The sequence below is a fragment of the Rhodococcus sp. YL-1 genome, assembly GCF_001942025.1.
GTDB lineage: Bacteria > Actinomycetota > Actinomycetes > Mycobacteriales > Mycobacteriaceae > Rhodococcus_F > Rhodococcus_F qingshengii.
The window spans coordinates 4,650,224-4,670,992 of the sequence record NZ_CP017299.1 but is presented as its reverse complement, the minus strand read 5'-3'; the positions used below and the strand labels follow the sequence as shown (position 1 = coordinate 4,670,992).

The 20,769-nt window shown below is 63.8% G+C and carries 19 protein-coding genes; 10 read left to right on the top strand and 9 right to left on the bottom strand.

From position 1 onward, the window contains the following. Positions 1-52 precede the first annotated feature (52 nt). Together sucC and sucD are read left to right on the top strand one after the other, a co-directional pair. Positions 53-1,222, top strand: a complete 1,170-nt coding sequence (gene sucC / locus BH682_RS21530; RefSeq protein WP_003946426.1) for an ADP-forming succinate--CoA ligase subunit beta — start codon at positions 53-55, stop codon at positions 1,220-1,222. Between the two features lie 15 nt (positions 1,223-1,237). Beyond that, on the top strand, positions 1,238-2,140 hold the full coding sequence (gene sucD, locus BH682_RS21525) for a succinate--CoA ligase subunit alpha (protein WP_003946432.1): 903 nt from the start codon (positions 1,238-1,240) through the stop codon (positions 2,138-2,140). Positions 2,141-2,182: 42 nt separating this feature from the next. Here sucD and BH682_RS21520 read toward each other — a convergent pair whose 3' ends face one another. Beyond that, the gene (locus BH682_RS21520) at positions 2,183-2,818 is read right to left on the bottom strand and encodes an IMPACT family protein (protein ID WP_003946418.1); all 636 of its coding nucleotides are present in this window, start codon (positions 2,816-2,818) and stop codon (positions 2,183-2,185) included. Positions 2,819-2,904: 86 nt separating this feature from the next. Here BH682_RS21520 and BH682_RS21515 point away from each other — a divergent pair, with 86 nt between their 5' ends. The 4 genes from BH682_RS21515 to purH all read left to right on the top strand — a co-directional run bounded on the left by BH682_RS21515 (position 2,905) and on the right by purH (position 7,877). Next, positions 2,905-3,945: a DUF5336 domain-containing protein gene (locus tag BH682_RS21515; protein ID WP_030534877.1), complete on the top strand. Its 1,041-nt coding sequence runs from the start codon at positions 2,905-2,907 to the stop codon at positions 3,943-3,945. A 121-nt stretch (positions 3,946-4,066) separates the two neighbouring features. Next, entirely contained in the window at positions 4,067-5,599 is a 1,533-nt protein-coding gene (locus BH682_RS21510) for a cell division protein PerM (protein WP_007727603.1), read from the top strand. A gap of 6 nt (positions 5,600-5,605) precedes the next feature. Beyond that, positions 5,606-6,325, top strand: coding sequence for a phosphoribosylglycinamide formyltransferase (gene purN, locus BH682_RS21505; protein WP_007727601.1), 720 nt, complete (start codon positions 5,606-5,608; stop codon positions 6,323-6,325). Beyond that, positions 6,318-7,877 carry a bifunctional phosphoribosylaminoimidazolecarboxamide formyltransferase/IMP cyclohydrolase gene (purH, locus tag BH682_RS21500; RefSeq protein WP_003946407.1) on the top strand — a complete coding sequence of 520 codons (1,560 nt, stop codon included), beginning with the start codon at positions 6,318-6,320 and terminating at the stop codon, positions 7,875-7,877. The genes purN and purH overlap by 8 nt, the downstream gene beginning before the upstream one ends. A 76-nt stretch (positions 7,878-7,953) precedes the next feature. On the opposite strand, the gene BH682_RS21495 is transcribed toward purH, so the two are convergent. The 3 genes from BH682_RS21495 to BH682_RS21485 form a co-directional block, all read right to left on the bottom strand. Then, complete coding sequence (locus BH682_RS21495; RefSeq protein WP_075834047.1) at positions 7,954-8,175, bottom strand: hypothetical protein; 222 nt, start codon at positions 8,173-8,175, stop codon at positions 7,954-7,956. A 451-nt stretch (positions 8,176-8,626) separates the two neighbouring features. Then, the gene (locus BH682_RS21490) at positions 8,627-9,595 is read right to left on the bottom strand and encodes an alpha/beta hydrolase family protein (protein WP_054828129.1); all 969 of its coding nucleotides are present in this window, start codon (positions 9,593-9,595) and stop codon (positions 8,627-8,629) included. A gap of 27 nt (positions 9,596-9,622) precedes the next feature. Further along, the gene (locus BH682_RS21485; RefSeq protein WP_007727593.1) at positions 9,623-10,195 is read right to left on the bottom strand and encodes a DUF4126 domain-containing protein; all 573 of its coding nucleotides are present in this window, start codon (positions 10,193-10,195) and stop codon (positions 9,623-9,625) included. Positions 10,196-10,280: 85 nt separating this feature from the next. Between BH682_RS21485 and BH682_RS21480 the strand changes: the two genes are divergently transcribed. From BH682_RS21480 to BH682_RS21470, 3 genes are read left to right on the top strand one after another with little or no spacing between them, the layout of a single operon-like run. Beyond that, on the top strand, positions 10,281-10,697 hold the full coding sequence (locus BH682_RS21480) for a VOC family protein (RefSeq protein WP_007727590.1): 417 nt from the start codon (positions 10,281-10,283) through the stop codon (positions 10,695-10,697). 54 nt (positions 10,698-10,751) lie between these two features. Continuing rightward, positions 10,752-12,128 (top strand): ATP-binding protein, encoded by a 1,377-nt coding sequence (locus tag BH682_RS21475; protein WP_085998896.1) that lies wholly within the window; start codon positions 10,752-10,754, stop codon positions 12,126-12,128. A 9-nt stretch (positions 12,129-12,137) separates the two neighbouring features. Then, positions 12,138-14,075, top strand: coding sequence for a VWA domain-containing protein (locus BH682_RS21470; protein WP_041815135.1), 1,938 nt, complete (start codon positions 12,138-12,140; stop codon positions 14,073-14,075). A gap of 11 nt (positions 14,076-14,086) precedes the next feature. On the opposite strand, the gene BH682_RS21465 is transcribed toward BH682_RS21470, so the two are convergent. Together BH682_RS21465 and BH682_RS21460 are read right to left on the bottom strand one after the other, a co-directional pair. Continuing rightward, positions 14,087-15,112: an agmatine deiminase family protein gene (locus tag BH682_RS21465; protein WP_007727577.1), complete on the bottom strand. Its 1,026-nt coding sequence runs from the start codon at positions 15,110-15,112 to the stop codon at positions 14,087-14,089. Next, the gene (locus BH682_RS21460; protein WP_003946411.1) at positions 15,109-16,056 is read right to left on the bottom strand and encodes a nitrilase-related carbon-nitrogen hydrolase; all 948 of its coding nucleotides are present in this window, start codon (positions 16,054-16,056) and stop codon (positions 15,109-15,111) included. Before BH682_RS21460 ends, BH682_RS21465 begins: the two co-directional genes overlap by 4 nt. A 149-nt stretch (positions 16,057-16,205) precedes the next feature. On the opposite strand from BH682_RS21460, the gene BH682_RS21455 reads away from it, so the two are divergent. Beyond that, positions 16,206-16,823: a TetR/AcrR family transcriptional regulator C-terminal domain-containing protein gene (locus BH682_RS21455; RefSeq protein WP_064074029.1), complete on the top strand. Its 618-nt coding sequence runs from the start codon at positions 16,206-16,208 to the stop codon at positions 16,821-16,823. Here BH682_RS21455 and BH682_RS21450 read toward each other — a convergent pair. The 3 genes from BH682_RS21450 to BH682_RS21440 form a co-directional block, all read right to left on the bottom strand. Continuing rightward, positions 16,820-18,346, bottom strand: a complete 1,527-nt coding sequence (locus tag BH682_RS21450; protein ID WP_007727566.1) for an APC family permease — start codon at positions 18,344-18,346, stop codon at positions 16,820-16,822. The genes BH682_RS21455 and BH682_RS21450 overlap by 4 nt on opposite strands. Continuing rightward, the gene (locus BH682_RS21445; protein ID WP_007727555.1) at positions 18,343-19,242 is read right to left on the bottom strand and encodes a universal stress protein; all 900 of its coding nucleotides are present in this window, start codon (positions 19,240-19,242) and stop codon (positions 18,343-18,345) included. Before BH682_RS21445 ends, BH682_RS21450 begins: the two co-directional genes overlap by 4 nt. Before the next feature lie 90 nt (positions 19,243-19,332). Next, complete coding sequence (locus BH682_RS21440; RefSeq protein ID WP_003946421.1) at positions 19,333-20,763, bottom strand: gamma-aminobutyraldehyde dehydrogenase; 1,431 nt, start codon at positions 20,761-20,763, stop codon at positions 19,333-19,335. Between the last annotated feature and the right edge of the window lie 6 nt (positions 20,764-20,769).

Here is a 20,769-nt window from a genome sequence, read left to right as displayed (position 1 = left end):
GACCCGCTCCTACCCCTCGAGCGGGTGACAACGCAGACGAGACGGTGAGCAGATGGATCTCTTCGAATACCAGGCGAAGGAACTCTTCGCCAAGCACGGAGTGCCGACTTCGGCTGGACGTGTTACAGACACAGTCGCCGGCGCACGCGAGATTGCCGAAGAAATCGGTAAGCCCGTGATGGTGAAGGCACAGGTCAAGGTAGGCGGCCGCGGCAAGGCCGGTGGCGTCAAGTACTCGCCCGACGTGGATGCCGCAGTGGCAAACGCCGAGGCAATCCTGGGCCTGGACATCAAGGGCCATGTCGTCAAGAAGCTGCTGGTCGCAGAGGCAAGTGACATTGCCGAGGAGTACTACATCTCCTTCCTGCTCGACCGCACCAACCGCACCTACCTGGCCATGTGCTCGGTAGAGGGTGGCGTCGAGATCGAGGTCACCGCCGAGGAGAACCCCGACGCTCTCGCCAAGATCCCCGTCGACGCAGTCAAGGGCGTCGACCTCGCGTTCGCGCGCAGCATCGCCGAGGCAGGAAAGCTGCCCGCAGAGGTGCTCGACGCAGCGGCCGTGACGATCCAGAAGCTGTGGGAGGTCTTCATCGGCGAAGACGCACTCCTCGTCGAGGTCAACCCCCTCGTTCGTACGCCTGACGATCAGATCCTCGCCCTCGACGGCAAGGTCACCCTCGACGAGAACGCAGCGTTCCGTCAGCCCGGCCACGAGGCATTCGAGGATCGCGACGCTACCGATCCCCTCGAGCTCAAGGCCAAGGAAAACGACCTCAACTACGTCAAGCTCGACGGTGAGGTCGGAATCATCGGCAACGGCGCAGGCCTGGTCATGTCCACGCTGGACGTCGTCGCATACGCCGGCGAGAACCACGGTGGCGTCAAGCCCGCCAACTTCCTCGACATCGGCGGCGGAGCTTCCGCTGCAGTCATGGCTGCCGGCCTGGATGTCATCCTCAACGATGCACAGGTCAAGAGCGTGTTCGTCAACGTCTTCGGCGGCATCACCGCGTGTGACGCAGTTGCCAACGGCATCGTCGGCGCACTGAAGACCCTGGGTGACGAGGCCAACAAGCCGCTCGTCGTTCGCCTGGACGGAAACAACGTCGAAGAGGGTCGTCGCATCCTCGCCGAGGCCAACCACCCGCTGGTCACGGTCGTCGCAACCATGGACGAGGCCGCCGACAAGGCCGCCGAACTCGCTCACGCAGCGAAGTAAGGGACTCACAGAACAATGGCAATCTTCCTCACCAAGGATTCAAAGGTCATCGTCCAGGGCATCACCGGCGGCGAGGGCACCAAGCACACCGCTCTGATGCTCAAGGCCGGCACCCAGGTCGTCGGCGGCGTCAACGCTCGCAAGGCCGGCACCACGGTCTCGCACGTTGCAGCTGACGGTTCCCCTGTCGAGCTCCCCGTCTTCGCGACGGTCGAAGAGGCGATCAAGGAGACCGGCGCAGACGTCTCCATCGCATTCGTTCCCCCGGCCTTCTCGAAGGACGCCATCGTCGAGGCCATCGACGCGGAGATCCCGCTCCTCGTGGTCATCACCGAGGGCATCCCGGTTCAGGACTCCGCTTACGCTTGGGCGTACAACGAGTCCAAGGGCAAGAAGACCCGCATCATCGGACCGAACTGCCCCGGCATCATCACCCCGGGTGAGGCCCTCGTCGGCATCACGCCCGCCAACATTGCAGGCACCGGCCCCATCGGCCTGGTCTCCAAGTCGGGCACCCTGACCTACCAGATGATGTACGAACTCCGTGACTTCGGCTTCTCCACCGCCATCGGCATCGGCGGCGACCCGGTCATCGGAACCACCCACATCGACGCCATCGAGGCGTTCGAGAAGGATCCCGAGACCAAGGTCATCGTGATGATCGGTGAAATCGGTGGCGACGCCGAAGAGCGTGCAGCCGATTACATCAAGGCCAACGTCACCAAGCCGGTCGTCGGCTACGTGGCAGGCTTCACCGCTCCCGAAGGCAAGACCATGGGCCACGCCGGCGCCATCGTCTCCGGTTCCTCGGGAACGGCTCAGGCCAAGCAGGAAGCTCTCGAAGCTGCAGGCGTGAAGGTCGGCAAGACGCCGTCCGCCACCGCTGCTCTCGCTCGCGAGATTCTTCAGTCCCTGTAAGGGGCTTCGCCCCCGTGCGTGGTTAGGGAGTCTCCGGACTCCTTAACCACGCACAGTGGTATCGACCCACATCGACCCGGCAGGTTCCAACTGCCCCGCACCGGATGTGATGGATGCGACGATCGAGTCGAGATCGTCGGCGTCACCGGCGGCGAGCGTCATCACCGCCTTCGATCCATACGTAGTTCCGAGCACCGAGACGCCCCGCGCTCTCAGCTCCGCTTCCACCCGACCGGCCTCTGAGTGCCGGATCGCCAAAGTGCGCAGGACCTTTCTCTCCCTGGCCACAAGCTCGGCCGAATCGAGAGCCACCGAGACCGCTCCCGAATACGCGCGGACCAATCCACCGGCGCCGAGCTTGATTCCGCCGAAATAGCGCGTGACGACAACAATCACATCGACCAGATCTCGAGACTTGAGAACTTGAAGCATCGGCACCCCGGCAGTGCCGCCCGGTTCACCGTCGTCGTGTGCACGCTCGACGCGTGAGTTCGCCTCGTATCCGATCACGAAAGCCGAACAATGATGGCGCGCATCGGGATACAGCGATTTCTGCTCCGCGACGAACTCCGTGGCGGCTTCGGCGTCGTCTACCCGGTGAAGCGCGGCGATGAATCGTGAGTGCTTCACCTCGGTTTCGACGACGTGGTCGGCGCCGGGCGCGAGGGTGAAGGGCATCTGCCCATTGTCTCCTGTCGGTGTTAGCGTGCGAAGTCGAGACACATACGCTGGTAACCATCGAAGACCGTCTACGAGGAGAAGTCATGACGTTCACGCCGCAAGGGCCCAGCTTCGGGCCACCGAATCAGCCGGCAGCGGGCGGTGGAACCAAGAATCTCGGATTCATCCTGCTCATCGCCGTCGCGGCACTCGGCCTGATCAATTTCCTGCTCGGTTTTGCGCCCTTCACGTCGATCAGTGGAAGCAGCAGCGGCATCGGTAGCGGCCTGGATACCAGTTCGAGTTTCTTCGAATCGAGCATCTACGGCCTCGGATTCGTTTTCGCCGGCGGTGTGGTCGCAGGCGTCTCGCTGCTCCCGAAGCAGTCGTATGCAGGCATTGCCGCAGCGCTCACCCTCACGGGTTTCTTCGCTTTGGTGTTCGCCGCGTTCTCCGTCGGTACCAGCGACTACGTCGACATCAGCCTCGGTTGGGGCCTGATCATCGTGCTGATCCTCTCGTTCGTGCAGACCGTCGTCGCAGTCGCCGCGTTGTTGTTCGAGATCGGAATCCTGAAGGCGCCCGCGCCCCGACCGGTAGCTCAGCAGTACGGTCAGCAGCAGCCTTACGGCCAGGCGCCGGGGCAGGCGCCAGGTCAGCCACAGGGATACGGACAGGCTCAGTACGGCCAGCCTCAGCAGGCTCAGCAGCCGGGCCAGTACCAGCAGAATCCGCAGTACGGGCAGGCGCAGCAGCAGGGATACGGGGGAGCGCACGCCGCCCCCACAGACCCGACCGCTTCGCAGCCTTACGGCCAGACTGCGCCTCCATACGGTCAGAACCCTGTGCAGAATCCCGGACAGACCGACTCGTCGGCCGCGACGACGTCGTCTTACTATCCGCTGACCTCTCAGCCCGGTGGCCAGCCGAACCCGAGTTACTCGTCGGATCAGTTCACCGCTCCACGCGGTTACGGCCAGCCGTACAACCAGCAGCAGACTGGCTCGACCGAGCAGCCGACGGGCTTCGAGCCGCCCACTTTCGAAGCGCCGACGCCGTCTGCGGAACCTGACCAGGGCAGCAGCGATTCCGCGGCCGAGACCAAGGTCTTCGGCTCGCAGAACCCCGACGAGCGTCAGCAGTAGTACTTCTTCGTTTCACGAACATGAATGTGGCCTCCGACCCGCTGCGGGTGGAGGCCACATTCCGTGAGCCCGACGGCGCGCCTGAGTGCGCGGCGCACTGTCGAGTGAAACCCTCGAGGGGATGAGTTCTTTGATTGATGGCACCCGGTCCCGTCCCACGTCCTCACGACCCGGACGTGGTCGTACTGGCAGCGGCCGCGTCGGCGGCGGTCGCCCGGGACCGAACCCGGACCTGGCGCGCAAGCTGCTGACCGTCGCCTTCCGACCGTCGGGCCTGACGATGCTGCTGATCGCGGCTGTCGTCGTGGTCACTTTGGTATCGGCGAGCAGCGATCTGACCGGAACCTTCGGCGCCATTGCCACCACCTGGTTGGTCATCCACCAGGTGCCGGCGACTATCAGCGGCGTCCAACTCGGTGTACTGCCACTGCTTCCAACGGCGGTCATGATGTGGGTGGTCGCACGCCGATGCGCGTCGACTGCGGTGCACACCGACTCCCGTGACGACACCCTCCGCCTGGTGGGGGCGGCAGTAGCCGGGCCGTTGACTATCACGGCAATCGCTCTCGCCGTTGTCGCCGACGCCTCCGCGGCAATTCCGCTGTCGAGCCCCAACACGTTGGCCGCTTTCGGCTGGGTCGCCGGGATTCACCTGATCGCCGCGTCCGTCGGTGTTGCTGCTGCGCACTGGGATCGCGTCGTCGCCGAGATTCCGCCGTGGGCATCTGCCGCTGTTCGTCCGGCCGCGGCCGCGTCGGCAGCGCTGCTGGCTGCGGGCGCCGTGGCCGTCGTGGTGTCACTACTCGTGTCGTGGTCGACGGTCGGTGACCTACTCGCACGCGGCAACGGGTTTGTCGGCGTACTGGGATTGACGGTGTTGTCGCTGCTCTATCTGCCGAACCTCGTGGTCGGTGCAGCCGCGGTGATGACGGGATCGACGGCCGATTTCGGAAACGTCTCCATCAGCGTGTTCGGCAACATCGGTGGAGATCTGCCACCCTTGCCCCTTCTCGGAGCGGTTCCGGAAGGCGTCGCCGGCGGAATCTGGCCGGTGCTGTTGATCGTTCCGGCTGCGGTGGGTGTGATGCTCGGCCGTGATTGCGCTCGACGCATCGCCGGGCAGGACAGTGTGCTCGCAGTGCTGACGGCAGCTGCCGGTGCCGGCGTCGTCATGGCTCTGCTTGCCCTTGCTGCGGGGGGAGACCTCGGGCAGTTCGGCACCGTCGAGGTCCTGTGGTGGGGCTTCGGTCTTCTGACTTTTGCGTGGCTGGGATTGTTCGGAACCGTCTCGGCGCTGTTCGCGATGTGGTTCTCACACCGCGGACACATGAAGGACGAGGTTGCGCCGCCGACGGCTGAACCGGCTCGAGCATCCGAGCCCGAACTTGCGATCACGGCCGCGGCCACAACGGATGGCGAGGACGACGAAAACGCCGACGAAGTGCTCGCCCAGGAATCTGCGGTGGTAGTGACCAAGGTCGTCGAAGCCGAAATTGTCGAAGAATCAGGCGAACCCGTGCAGGTAGTGACAGAGGAAACCGTCGAGATCGAAGTAGTCGACGCGGAGGTTGTCGCGGCACCCGAGGCGGACCCCACAGCCGGGGCGGAGCCGGAGACCGACCTGCCCTCGAAGCCGCAGGAGTCCAGCGACTAGGCTGTCATGCGGCCGATACTCCGGCCGCATCATCTTCCAGTTCTCAGGAGTAGTGCGCTGACTGCCTCGGCCGACAATCCGCAGCCGACAATGCCCGACAGGGTCCAATTTCGCGACTCGGTCGCGCGGGTAGTCGTACTCGCTTCCGGCGCGGGAACCCTGCTGACTTCGCTGATCGACGCTTCGCATGCCGAGGGATACCCCGCCGAGATCGTTGCCGTCGGTGTAGATCGTGACTGCCTCGCCGCCGAGCACGCTGCGGATTCGAAGATCCCGTCCTTCAAGGTCTCGATCAAGACCTACGAAAATCGTGCCGCCTGGGACGAGGCGCTGACAGCAGCAGTGGCCGAGTACGAACCCGATCTCGTGGTCAGTGCAGGCTTCATGAAAATCCTCGGCCCCAGCTTTCTCGCGCGTTTCGGCGGCCGAATCATCAACACTCATCCCGCGTTGCTGCCTGCCTTTCCCGGCGCGCACGCGGTTCCCGACGCTCTGGCGTACGGCGTGAAGGTCACCGGTTCCACGGTGCATCTCGTCGACGGCGGAGTTGATACCGGGCCGATCTTGGCGCAGGAAGCTGTGCCGGTGCATGACGACGACACCGAGTCTTCGTTGCATGAACGCATCAAAATTGTGGAGCGACGGTTGTTGGCGGACGTCATCGCCGCTGTTGCTACGCGCGGAGTGGTTTCCGATGGACGAAAGGCCGTGATCCCCAGTGAGTGAACGCAAGGCTGTGCGCCGTGCACTTGTCAGCGTCTACGACAAGAGTGGTCTGATCGAGCTGGCCACGGGCCTGCACGAGGCCGGTGTCGAGTTGGTCTCGACCGGTTCGACCGCGTCGAAGATCGCCGACGCCGGAATCCCCGTGACGCCGGTCGAGGCTCTGACCGGATTCCCGGAATGCCTCGAAGGCCGTGTGAAGACGCTGCATCCGCGCGTCCACGCCGGCGTTCTCGCCGATACCCGCAAGCCGGATCACCTCGCTCAGCTCGAGGAACTCGGCATCGCGACCTTCGAATTGGTGGTCGTGAACCTGTACCCCTTCACCGAGACGGTTGCCTCGGGCGCTAGCCCGGACGAGTGTGTCGAGCAGATCGACATCGGCGGCCCGTCGATGGTGCGTGCTGCAGCCAAGAACCATCCGTCGGTTGCCGTCGTGGTCGATCCGGCTCGTTACGCCGACGTCCTGACTGCCGTTGCCGGTGGCGGATTCACCTTGCGTGAGCGCACTGTGCTTGCAGCGCAGGCTTTCCAGCACACTGCGTCGTACGACGTCGCTGTTGCGAGCTGGATGACGAGCACGATCGCCGCTGACGAGGACGGCTCGCTGTTCCCGGCCTGGGTCGGTGCTACCTGGAACCGCAGCGCTGTTCTTCGCTACGGCGAGAACCCGCACCAGGACGCTGCGCTGTACGAAAACCCGGCTGCGCCTGCAGGTTTGGCTCAGGCGGAGCAGTTGCACGGCAAGGAGATGTCGTACAACAACTACACGGACTCCGACGCAGCGTGGCGCGCAGCGTACGACTTCACTGATCCGGCCGTCGCAATCATCAAGCACGCCAACCCGTGTGGCATCGCCATCGGCACCGACATCGCCGACGCCCACCGCAAGGCGCATGCATGCGATCCGGTCAGTGCTTTCGGTGGTGTGATCGCTGCCAACCGCGAGGTCACCGTCGAACTGGCCGAGCAGATCGCCGACATCTTCACCGAGGTCGTCATCGCGCCCTCGTACGAAGACGGAGCTGTCGAGGTTCTGCAGCGTAAGAAGAACATTCGTGTTCTGAAGGCAGCCGCTCCGACCGCTACCGGAATCGAACTGCGTCCGATCTCCGGCGGTACCTTGCTCCAGCAGCGCGACGTCCTGGACGCCGACGGCGACAACCCGGCCAATTGGACCCTCGCCAACGGTGAGGCTGCCGATGCCGAGACTCTCGCTGACCTCGAATTTGCTTGGCGCGCCAGCCGTTCGGTGAAGTCCAACGCGATCCTGCTGGCCTCCGGCGGTGCCTCTGTCGGCGTCGGCATGGGCCAGGTCAACCGCGTCGACGCAGCGCATCTGGCTGTTCAGCGAGCCGGTGACCGCGTCGTAGGTTCGGTTGCAGCTTCGGACGCGTTCTTCCCGTTCCCTGACGGTCTGCAGGTGCTGCTCAACGCCGGCGTCAAGGCTGTTGTGCAGCCGGGTGGTTCGGTTCGCGACAACGAAGTGATTGCCGCAGCCAAGGAAGCCGGTGTCACTCTCTATCTGACCGGTGCTCGCCACTTCGCGCACTGACTCCCGCGTCGGTAGCGGGCCTCGACTCCTCAACGGGAGTTCGGGGCCCGTTCTGCATTCAGGCCGCCCGGGTCTTTCAGGCGGCGCTGCTGTGGGTGCCCTGGAGTTCGCGGGGTGAGCCGGTGATGACGACGCGTGAGGCTCCGCGACTGCGGATCTCGCTGATCAATGCGCCGAGGGTAGCTTCGTGGGCCGCATCGGAGTGTGAAAGATCCAGGGTGACGGCGTATCCGGTGAGGTCACCGGGCAGATCAACATACGGCGGCGCGATGGACACTTGGTTGACTCGAAGTTTCATGTGGTGCTCCTGCGTGTGAAAGGTAAAAGAAAAGGCACCCGAGGCGTTTGCCCTGGGTGCCCGAGAACGAATCCGGTGAAACTGGGGATCATTCTCGGGGTACACCGCGCTTGTTGCCCATGTGCTTGGCCGACATTGCGGCCGAAAAAATGTGCTTGTCTGCGGTGCAGCTGCGCCACGAAGGTACGGATACGACGTGCGGGTGTAGCGACATGATGTCCGGTCCTTTCTGTGTGGCGTTGCTGGTTAATGGATGACCGTACAGCACGGATCGAGGGTTCGCACCAATTAAAAGCGCCGCGAACGTAAACTCCGGGTGACTTCTGTCCCCAGGTTCGCTGGATTGAAAGAGTCTTCATTGCAGGTCAGGCGTAGAAAGCAGAATTCCCTCCGCGATGGTTCGCGGAGGGAACTTTCTACCTGAAAAAGAGGACGTTCGGTCTGTACGTGATCAGGAGAACGAGCGGACCCACGCTGTGAAGGGCTCCGAGAACTCTGCCGAGTACGGAAGCGGCGCGACGTAGTCGGCCCCGGTGGACTGTTCGTCGCCGATGTCCTTGAGTACGAAGTTGGCGTTGCGCATCCGCACGGAAGTCAGCGCTGTATGGGAGAGCGCGGCGTCGAGTGCCGCGACATCGGCGGGAATGACTTGGATGTCCTTGTCCGAGCAGCTCGTGAGAACGGGCATGCCCGCCGGTAGCGCCGCCACGAGCGCAACCGGGTCCAATGCGTCTTCCTCGGCGAGTGCCTTGGCATTGGCGTGTACGAGTCCCGCATTCTGCAGCGGCTCGGGCAGGTCATCCGGAACAGTGCCCTCGGATCGCAGCGACTCGACGGCATCGGCGAGCGCGACGCGCAGTTCGTCAGCCAGTTCGACCGGCAACTGACCGGCGCCGACGACGGCGTCGAGCTGGCGGTGAATCTGCGTCGTGAGTAGATCGAGAAGTCTGACGCTCAGTGGCTCGAGCAGTGCGAGGGCGCTGACTCTCGTGCCCTCTTTCGCGGTGGCGAGAGCCAGTGCGACTACGGCGCCGTCGCTGTGTCCCACCACGAACAAGCGCTCGGGATCGACGCCGGGTTGCCCGGCGAGGTAGTCCAGTCCGTCGGAGGCGGCGTCGACAAAAGTGTTGAAGCCGAGATCGGCGATGTCCTCGATGTCGTAGTCACCGAGGGCGGTTTCGCCACTGCCGAGCTTGTCGTAACGCAGGCTTGAAATCCCTTGTTTTTCAAGAAGATCCGCGATGAACCGCAGAGTTCCGATGTCGCCTTCGAGGAGGGCGCTGTCGCCGTTGCGATCGGTGGGGCCGCTGCCGGCCAGAATCAGCGCGGCCGGGGCAGGGGCGTCGGGTGAGGCGGCCAGGCGAAGACTCCCGTACAGGGTGACGTCGCCGGATTGGAACGAGATCTCGGTGTCGGACATGACGACTTGTCTACCAGGTCGGTGCGGTCAGGCGGTGCGCAGACTCCGGACACGACGCCAGCCACGCCAGCTGAACCACAAGAGCGCGGCGAGCAGGGGAATGATCAGGAGCGGCAAGATCATCGCGATCAAGGAAGTGAAGAAAGTCAGCACATCCTCGATGACGGAAACGACGGGATTTGCCAGCCCACCGGTAGTGGCCGTACTGACCGCGCGAGTGCCGGTCTGCGCGGCGCTGAACGTCAACGCCGTCGGCGCTCCGACGATGATGCCCGCCAACGCGGCCATCGCAGGGTCGAGATGACTGAATGCCGCCCAGGCGGCGATCACTCCGGCAATCGGTCCGGTGACGTTCCCGATCACCGAGAGTGCGTTGTCCACGAACGGAATGAGGTCGGCACCCAGTTCGACCACCGCGGCGATTGCCAATGCGACCAGCGCGCCGGTCGATCCGATCCACCGCATCGACTCGCCGACGGTGATCCCGAACAGTTCGAAGTGGACGGCAGCGCTGAGCATCAGCAGCGGCAGGAAGGTTCGCATTCCGGACGCTGCGGCGAGTCCGAGACCGAGCATGGCGGGCAACACCCAGGTATCCATGGGTGGAGTTTAGGTCTACTGTGCGCCTTTATTAACCGCCGGCGGTTAATAAAGGCGCACAGCAAAGTCTCGGAAAGGACCTTTCATGGCGACAAACCCGCAGCCGATGTTCTTCCTCAACCTGCCCGTCAAGGACCTCGGCAAGGCCACCACCTTCTACGAGGGCCTCGGATACTCCAAGAACACGCAGTTCTCCGACGAGAATGCGTCGTCGATGGTCATCAGTGACACCATCGTCGTGATGCTGTTGGCCGAGCCCTTCTTCAAGACCTTCACCACCAAGGGCATCGCCGACACCTCGACGTCGACGGAAGCGCTGCTCGGTCTCTCGGCCGAGACCCGTGAGGCCGTCGACGCCCTCGTCGACAAGGCGCTCGCGACCGGCGGTTCCGAAGGAAACGCGACGCAGGATCACGGCTTCATGTACAGCCGCAGCTTCCAGGATCCCGACGGCCACATCTGGGAAATCATCTGGATGAATCCCGAGAACATCGAGGGCTGAGCGACCGAACTTCCTCGGCGAGAGGCGAAACCCCGAAAACACTCGTAGCGTGGAGTGGTGACTGTCGCAAAAACCCTCGGAGAGCTACGCGCCTCCGGACACGTACAGCGAAGTGTCAAGGAAGAACTACGAGAGAATCTTCTCGCCGCGTTGCGGGACGGCCGTGACCCCTGGCCCGGGATAGTCGGGTTCGAGGACACGGTCGCCCCGCAACTCGAGCGGGCGCTGATCGCCGGCCACGACGTGGTTCTGCTCGGCGAACGAGGTCAGGGAAAGACGAGGTTGCTTCGCACTCTCGGGCTCCTGCTCGACGAGTGGACGCCCGTCATCGAAGGCTCGGAACTGGGGGAGCACCCGTACGAGCCGATCACACCGGCTTCGATACGTCGAGCCAAGGAACTGGGTAACGACCTCCCGATCGCCTGGCGACACCGCAGCGAGCGGTACTCCGAGAAACTGGCAACGCCGGACACCTCGGTCGCCGACCTGATCGGAGATGTCGACCCGGTCAAGGTGGCCGAAGGTAGGAGCCTCGGTGATCCGGAGACCATTCACTTCGGTCTCGTGCCCCGCGCGCATCGCGGAATCGTGGCCATCAACGAGCTTCCCGACCTCGCCGAGCGCATCCAGGTCTCCTTGCTCAACGTGATGGAAGAGCGGGACATCCAGGTCCGCGGGTACACGCTTCGGCTTCCGTTGGACGTTCTTCTGGTCGCGAGCGCCAACCCCGAGGACTACACCAACCGCGGGCGCATCATCACACCGCTCAAGGACCGCTTCGGCGCAGAAATCCGCACTCACTACCCCGTCGAGTTGGCGGGCGAGATCGCGGTGATCGAGCAGGAGGCGCACCTGGCCGCGGAGGTGCCTGACTACCTTCTCGAAATTCTTGCCAGGTTCACGCGCTTGCTACGCGAATCCACCTCGGTGGACCAGCGATCGGGTGTGTCGGCACGCTTTGCCGTCGCCGGCGCGGAAACCGTCAGTGCCGCCGCGGTACGACGGGCAGCGGTGCTCGGCGAAGCCGATCCTGTTGCACGGCCCGTCGATCTCGAGTCCGTGGTCGAGGTTCTTCGCGGCAAGGTCGAGTTCGAATCCGGTGAAGAGGGACGAGAACTGGAGGTGCTCGAGCACCTGCTGCGTCGCGCGACGGCCGATACGGTTCGGGTACGTCTCGGCGGGATCGACCTGGGGATGCTGGTTGCTGCGGTGGAGATGGGCAACACGATCGTCACCGGTGAATCTGTCACGGCCAAGGCATTTCTCGACGAGCTTCCGGACCTCGAGGTCCTGGACGAAGTAGCCGAACGCCTCGGCGCGCAATCCGACGGCGAGCGTGCCGCCGGTGCCGAACTTGCCCTCGAAGGGCTTTACCTCGCGCGCCGGATCTCCAAAGATCAAGGCCCGGGCGGCCGCTCGGTGTATTCGTAAGGGGCAGTGATGATCCACAATCCGCGGTACGGGCCTTACGACGGTGGTCCCGATCCGCTGGCGCCTCCCGTGGATCTGCGCGAGGCCCTGGCAGCAATCGGCGACGACGTGTTGTCGGGCACGTCGCCGCGCCATGCCCTCCGAGAGCTCCTGCGCCGAGGCAACCGGGACATGCGCGGGCTCGACGACCTTGCCGCCCAGGCGAACCGGCGTCGACGCGAGTTGCTGCGCCGCAACAATCTCGACGGAACTCTCGACGAGGTTCGTAAGCTTCTCGACAAGGCGGTGCTCGAAGAGCGCAAAGAATTGGCACGTGCTCTCGACGACGACGCACGATTCAACGAAATGCGGATCGAGGAGTTACCGCCGTCGACAGCTCAGGCCGTGCAAGATCTGGCCGACTACAACTGGCGCAGCGAACAGGCGCGCGCGGATTACGAGAAGATTCGTGATCTGCTCGGACGTGAGGTCCTCGATCAACGCTTCTCGGGAATGAAGCAGGCACTCGAGGGCGCTACCGACGAGGATCGTGAGCAGATTCGCCAGATGCTGGCAGATCTGAATCAACTGCTCGATGCGCACTCTCGGGGTGTCGACACTCCGGAGCAGTTTGCGGAATTCATGGACAAGCACGGGCAGTATTTCCCGGACAACCCGCGCAACGTCGACGAACTTCTGGATTCGTTGGCGCAGCGCGCGGCGGCCGCACAACGATTGCGTAACTCGCTCTCGCAGGAGCAGCGTGACGAGTTGGATGCGTTGGCGCAGCAGGCGTTCGGCGATCCGAGCCTGATGAGTGAGCTGAGTCAACTCGACCAGTTTCTTCAGGCGGCTCGGCCAGGTGAGGACTGGGAAGGTTCGCAACAGTTCCGCGGCGACAACGGAATGGGGTTGGGTGAGGGAACCGGTGCCCTGCAGGACATCGCCGAGCTGGAATCGCTGGCAGATCAACTGTCGCAGCAGTATGCAGGCGCAGCGCTCGACGACATCGACCCCGAGCTACTCGCGCGGCAACTCGGCGACGAAGCCGCCGCTGATGCTCGCACCCTGGCCGATCTCGAAAAGGCTTTACAGGAACAGGGTTTCTTCGATCGCGCACCAGACGGTCAATGGCGCTTGTCGCCCAAAGCCATGCGACAGCTCGGACAGACCGCTCTGCGTGACGTCGCCGGGCAACTGTCGTCGCGAACCGGTCAACGCGATACGCGTCGGGCAGGTGCGATGGGCGAACCGACCGGAGCTTCCCGCGAATGGGAGTTCGGGGACACCGAACCGTGGGACGTCACGAGAACCATCACCAACGCCGTCCTACGTGACCCGGGCCGAATGCCGGTGCGGCTGAGCGTCGTCGATGTCGAGGTGGCCGAAACCGAGCAGCGTAGTCAGGCTGCTGTGGCTCTGTTGGTGGACACGTCGTTCTCGATGGTGATGGAGGATCGCTGGGTGCCGATGAAGCGCACCGCTCTGGCACTCAATCATCTGGTGAGCACGCGGTTTCGCAGCGACGAGCTGCAGTTGATCGCCTTCGGACGCCACGCGCACGTACTGAGCCCGTCGGAGCTCGCTGGTTTGGACGGCGCGTGGGACCAGGGAACCAACCTGCACCACGCACTGTTGTTGGCGGCCAGGCATCTTCGACGCCACTCTAACGCACAGCCGGTGGTACTGATCGTCACCGACGGTGAGCCGACGGCTCATCTCGAAGCGGACGGAGAAGCCAGGTTCGACTACCCGCCGAGTGCGCGAACCCTCGGTTTGACGGTTCGAGCACTCGACGCGGTGGCCAGGCTGGGCGCCAAGGTCACGTTCTTCCGCCTCGGTGAGGATCCAGGTCTGGCCAGGGTGGTCGACCGGATGGCGCACCGTGTGGGTGGACGCGTCATCGCGCCGGACCTGGACGGCCTCGGCGCCGCGGTCGTGAGTGACTACATGCGAGGTCGCCGCTAATTCTGCCGCCGTCAGTCTTGTTCAGCGGGCTGGTGCTGGGTGATGCAGTGGATGCCGCCGCCACGTTCGAACAGCGGTCTGGCGTCGACGGTGACGACGGTGCGCCCGGGGTAGGCGGCCGCAAGGATCCGGGCCGCTTCGGCGTCGGCCGGATCGTCGAAGCTGCAGGCGATCACTCCGCGATTGACCACGAGATGGTTGATGTAGCTGTAGTCGACGAATCCCTCGTCGTCGCGCAGGATTTCGGGAGCGGGTACCCGAATGACCTTCCACGGCCGGCCGCCGACGTCCGTCGAGCTTTCGAACAACTCGATGATCGTCTTGCTGACGGCGTAGTCGGGGTGCACCGGATTGCGTTGGTCATGGACGAGTACCACTCCGGGGGAAGAGATGGCAGCGACGATGTCGACGTGTCCGCGCGTTCCGTAGGTCTCCTGATCGCGAGTCAATCCGCGGGGAAGCCAGATCACGTGCTTGGCGCCGATGGTGCGGGCGAGTTCGGCCTCGATGTCGGCCTTCGTCAGGTCGGGGTTTCGTCCCGGATCGAGTTGGACGGTTTCGGTGACCAAGACGGTGCCGAGACCGTCGACCGCAATACCGCCGCCCTCGTTGACGATTGGTGAGTCGATCAACTGGGCACCGGATTGTTCGACGACAAATGCGCCGATCTTCGAGTCCTTGTCCCACTGCGCCCAATCCTGTGCACCCCAGCCGTTGAACACCCAGTCGACTCCGCCGAGACGGCCTTCGTCGGACAGGACGAACGTCGGCCCGATGTCGCGCATCCACGCGTCGTTGAGAGGTGCCTCGACGATGTCGACCTTCTCGGACAGGTACTTTCGTGCTTCTTCGACTTCGGCGGGATCGACGACGACGGTGACCGGCTCGAATTCGGCGACGGCGTGGGCGACGGCCGCCCACGTCGAGCGCGCTTCGTGCTGCTCTTCCGCAGTGTCCCCGAGAGAGTATCCGGCGCTCGGGTACGCCATCCAGGTACGTTCGTGCGGCTCACTTTCCGCGGGCATGCGCCAGGTCATCGGTTGGCTCCTGCAGTGTTCACCGGTGCGGTCAGGGCCGAGTAGGTGTCGGGTCGGCGAGTGGCCAGGAACGGGAACAGCGCAAGCCAGTCTTCACGGTGCTGCAGGTCGAGATCTGCGACCAGGACGGCTGATTCGTCGCGCGGAGCCTGAACGAGGATGCGTCCGTACGGGTCCGAGATGAACGACGAACCGTAGAAGGTGATGAGACCTTCACTGCCGTGGCGATTGGGGACAACCATGAAAGTGCCGTTGGCGACACCGTTTCCGACGATCACTTGCTGCCACAGCGGTTGGGTGTCGAAGTTCGGGTGATCGGGTTCCGAGCCGATCGCCGTCGGGTACACCAGGACCTGGGCACCGGCGAGGGAGTATGCACGTGCGACCTCGGGGAACCACTCGTCCCAGCATGTCGGGAGTCCGAACTTGGCGCCGAGTGCCTCGTGAACGGGGTATGCGTCCTCGGACGGACCGCCGCGAAAGTACGTGTCCTCGTAGTACCCGGCCGTCACCGGAATGTGGAGCTTGCGGGTACGACCGAGAAGTTCACCCCCGGGCGAGACCAGGATCGCGGTGTTGAAGCCCAGGCCGTCCTCGGCGTCGCTGCGCTCGTACAACGACGCGTGAACGAGAACCTGGTTCTCCGCGGCGGCCTTGGTGGCGAAGGCGAAAGTGGGTCCGGTGAGCAGGTCTTCCGCCGCGCGTCCGGGATTGTCGCCGGCCGGGGTGGAGGCGGGGTAGCGGCTGAGCGTCAGCTCCGGAAGAAAGACCACGGAAGCGCCCAGCTTCGCTGCGGACGCAATGCCTTCGCTCAATTCAGCGTGGAGGTCGTCTTGGTCCTCGTGCCAGCGATGTTGGACGAGACCTACACGCAGAGGGGTGGACGTGGACGGCGAAGTCGCGGCCGGTGACTCGGGTGGGGTGAGGGCGGTGATCGTCAGCATGGGGTTTCCTCGGTGCTCGGGTATTCGACGTTCAACGTAAAACGAATGTGATTCGTTAAGTATGGTGGGTGAGCGCTGATTGATCAAGGACTTTCGAGGAATTGTTTTTTGCAGCGCCCCGAACGGTGTGGATCACTACAGGAGGACATATGCCGCGGCCATCGCAACGACTGCTCTCACCGGCGATCATCACCGAGGCAGCGATCGAGTCGGTGGACGAATCCGGCGACTTCACCATGCCGGGACTCGCCGCAAGACTGAAGGTTCGACCGTCCTCGCTCTACAACCACGTTTCCGGACGAGCCGAGATCGTCGAACTGATGAGGGCTAAGCTGATGGCAGGAATCGACGTCGAGTCGGCCTCGGGGACCTGGAGTGAGACCGTCGCGGCGCTGGCAGCCGAGTACCGGCGAAGCTACGCCGCGCATCCTCGTCTGATTCCGCTCTTCACGGCCCAGACGGTGCAGGCCGGTGTGGCGTTCACTCTGTACAACGCATTGGCGCAGGCATTTGACGATGGTGGCTTCGACCCGACCGAAACACTGCACGCGATCACGACCGTCGACAGTTTTGTTCTCGGTTCGGCCTTGGACCTGGCGGCGCCGGACGTCCAGTGGGCGTCGGGACCCGAAGCCAACGACGCGATGAAGGCGGCGTTGGCAACGTCCGGGAAAAATCCCGAACGTGCCGACGCCGCCTTCGAATTCGGCTTGCGCGTGTTGATGGCGGGCCTGATCGCGCAGGCCCCCGAATCTACTGTCTCCTAGGACACGCTGAGGTCGTTCTCGTCGCGCAGAGCCTCCGTGTCGCGGTTGAGGGTCTTGCCCTCGAAGAACTCGGGATTGCGCACTCGCATGACCATCATCAGGACCGCGCCGAGGATGAGGATTCCGAAGCCGAGGAAGAAGACCAGGCCGATTCCGCCGATGGATGCTCCGCTGGCATTGTCCGGATTCATACTCTCCTGGACCGAAATGACGAACACCGCAAGCAGCATGAGGCCACCGATGAGTGGGAACGCGAGCCGGAAGACGAAGTTTCGTACGCTCTCGAAAAGCGTCTTGCGGAAGTACCACACGCACGCGAATGCGGTGATGCCGTAATACCAGCAGATCATGATGCCGAGTGCGGCGATCGTGTCGAGCAGAGCACTTTCGGACAGGAACGTGACGACGCTGTAGAACACTGCGGTTACCGCGCCGGCCACGACGGTCGCGTACGACGGCACCAGGAACCGAGGCGACACCTCGGCGAGCTTCTTGGGGAAAGCTCCGTATGCACCCATGGCGAGCATGGTTCGTGCCGCGGGCAGGAACGTGGTCTGCAGGCTGGCGACTGAAGAGACGAAGACCGCGAGGAACAGAAGCATTCCGCCCCAGTTGCCCAGGACCGGGTCGGCCAGAGCGCCGAAGACGTTCTCGGAGTTGTCGGGATTGCCGAGGCCGAGGCCTTCCTCGCCGACGCCGGCGTACATCATCGCGGCAACGGCGACCAGCAGGTAGGTCAGGAGAATGGTTGCGACACAGAGCAAACCGGCGCGGCCGGGGGTCTTCTTGGGGTTCTTCGACTCCTCGCCCAGCGTGAGACAGGTATCCCAGCCCCAGAACGCGAAGATCGATCCGGTGAGTCCGATGACAAACGCACCGATGGCGAGTCCGCTGAACGGGTTGAACCAACTCAGGTCGAAGGACAATCCGGCCGGGGCGTCGCCGGCGCCGACGTGAACCAGTGCAACGACGGCGAAGACGACCAGCAGCACCATCTGGAAGCCGACGAGCGCGAACTGTACGCGCTCGCTGGTCGTGATTCCCCGACTGGCAATCCAGGTGGCCAACGCGATGAATACCAGCGTGGTGCCGACGTTGACGAATTTATTGCCCGGCAGATCGGCGATCGACGGATTGTCGACCACCCGCGCGATGAACAGATAGAAGAAGTCGACGGCAATCGCAGCGAGGTTCGAGAGCACGATGATCGTGGCGATCACCATGCCCCAGCCGCACATCCAGCCGACGTACGGTCCGAATGCCTTGGTGGACCACGTGAATGACGCGCCGCAGTCAGGTGTGTCGGAGTTCAGTTCGCGGTACGCGTACGCGGTGAGGAACATCGGGATGAAGCCGGCGATGAAGATGGCGGGCATCTTGAGACCGACCGCAGCGACGATCAATCCGATGCTGGCCGTCAGGGTGTAACCCGGTGCCACGGAGGAGATTCCGAGCACCGCGCCGGAGATCATGCCGATCTTGCCGGTGGCGAGGCCTTTGGAACTCAGTTCGGTGCTGGTCATGACAGTGCCTCCGGCTGGGTGAATTCGTGCTTGGGCACTACGACCATGGGTACGGGCAGTACGCGCAGCATCTTGGCGGCGGTCGAGCCCAGGAACAGTTTGCGGGGCTGTGCGAGTCGACTTGAACCGACCATCACGAGGTCGCCGTCCTGCCAGTCCAGTTGACGCACTGCCGATTCCACGGTAGATCCGTCGGCAATGATGACCTCGATGGGGAACTCCGCGGGGAGCGCGGCTCTTGCGACGTCGAGTGTGTCCTGAGCGTGATTTCGTGCACGCTCCCTGGCCGACTCGGCGGTGTCGCGATGATCGCGCAGATCGTTCTGGGGGTCGAGCGCTACCAGTGAGACCAGTCGCAACGGAACCTGCATCAGTTCGCTGGCGCGCACGGCGGTGTTCAAGACGATGTCGGCACCGACACGGGTGCCGAGTGCACAGGTGACCTCTCGTATCGCAGTGGCCGCCGAGTGCCGCGTTCCGCGAGGCGCCAGTGCTACCGGGACGTGGGCGGAGTGAAGCAGTTCGGTCGAGACCGAACCTATCGCGTGACGGCCGAGCAGACCGTCGCCGGAAGCTCCCACCACGATCGCGAGCGCATTCAGTCGGTCCACTTCGTCGAGCAGGCCCTGAGCGAACGACTCGTGGAAGCTCAGGTGTACTTCCACCTGGATGTCCTCGGGCACCGACGCTTTCGCCTCGGCGAGCCAGTCGTGTGCACGCGCGGCGAGGATGTCGTCGTAGCCGGCTTCCGAGGGAACCTTGGCCGGCAGTGTCCGATCCGGTGGGAGGACCATGCAGATGTCGAGTTGCGCGCCGAGACTGCGCGCGAGCTGGGCCCCGAGGACCAGCCCGTCTTTACCGCTGGGTGTGGCGAGGTATCCGACGATAAGGCGCATGGTGGCTCTTTTCCGGATTGGAGGAATCTGCTGTGCGCCTTTATTAACCGCGGGGGGTTGATAAAGGCGCACAGCAGGAGGGGCGGCGACTCAGTCGTGCGAACTCATGACGTGCTTGAGACGGGTGTAGTCCTCGACTCCGTAGGCCGAGAGATCCTTGCCGTAACCGGAATACTTGAAGCCGCCGTGCGGCATTTCGGCGACGAGCGGGATGTGGCAGTTGATCCACACCGCACCGAAGTCGAGAGCAGCGGAGACGCGTTGCGTGACACCGTGATCCTTGGTCCAGATGCTCGAGGCCAGGCCGAACCGAACGTCGTTGGCAAGCGTGATCGCCTCCTTCTCGTCGGAGAAGCTCTGGACTGTGAGGATAGGACCGAAAGTCTCTTCCTGCACGATGTCGTCCGATTGCGCGACGCCGGTGATGACGGTCGGCTCGAAGAAGAATCCGGTTTCGCCCGAACGCTTTCCGCCGGTAACGATCTTGGCCGACGCCGGCAGGTTCGCGATCTTGTCGCTCACGGCGTTGAAGTGATTGATGTTGTTGAGCGGGCCGTAGAAGGCATCAGGATCGGAAGGCGCTCCGGGGCGCAGCTTCTCGGCGTTCCGGACGAGGGCTTCGACGAGCTGATCGTGGATGGACTCGTGAACGATCACGCGAGTGGCCGCGGTGCAATCCTGGCCGCCGTTGAAGAACGCTGCCTCGGCGATGCCGGTGGCGGTCTTCTCGATGTCGACGTCGCCGAAGACGATCGCCGGCGCTTTGCCGCCCAGTTCGAGGTGCGCGCGCTTGAGCTGCTGTGCTGCGGACACGGCGACAGCGATGCCTGCCCGCACCGAACCGGTGATCGAGACGAGACCGAGGGCCGGGTTCTCCACCAACGTCGCGCCGGTTCCGCCGTTGCCGAGCACGACGTTGAACACACCGTCCGGCAGGATGCCCTTCGAGAGCTTCGCCAGGACCAGCGTGCTGCCCGGTGTGGTGTCGCTGGGCTTGAGGACGATCGTGTTGCCGGCCGCGAGGGCGGGCCCGATCTTCCACAGCGCCATCATGAACGGGTAGTTCCAGGGAGTGACCTGGCCGACGACGCCGATCGGTTCACGACGGACGTAGGAGGTGAAACCCTCCATGTACTCTCCGGCCGCCTTGCCCTCGAGAAGTCGTGCGGCTCCGGCGAAGAACCGCATCTGATCGGCTCCGACCTTGACCTCTTCGTCGGCGATCATCTGGTGGGCCTGGCCGGTGTTGGCACTTTCGGCTGCGACGATTTCGTCGCTGTGCGCTTCGATGGCGTCGGCGAGCTTGAGGAGTGCAGCCTGCCGCACGCTCGGCGTCGTCTTGCCCCAGGTCTCGAATGCTCTCTGTGCGGCTTCGACGGCGGCGTCGACGTCTTCCTTCGTGGAGACCGGCGTACGCCCGACCACACTCTCGTCCACGGGGTTGATCAGGTCGAGTGTTTCCGTCGCGGCTGAGGCGACGAATTCACCGTTGATGTAGTTCTCGAGTACGACGATCGACATCGGTAC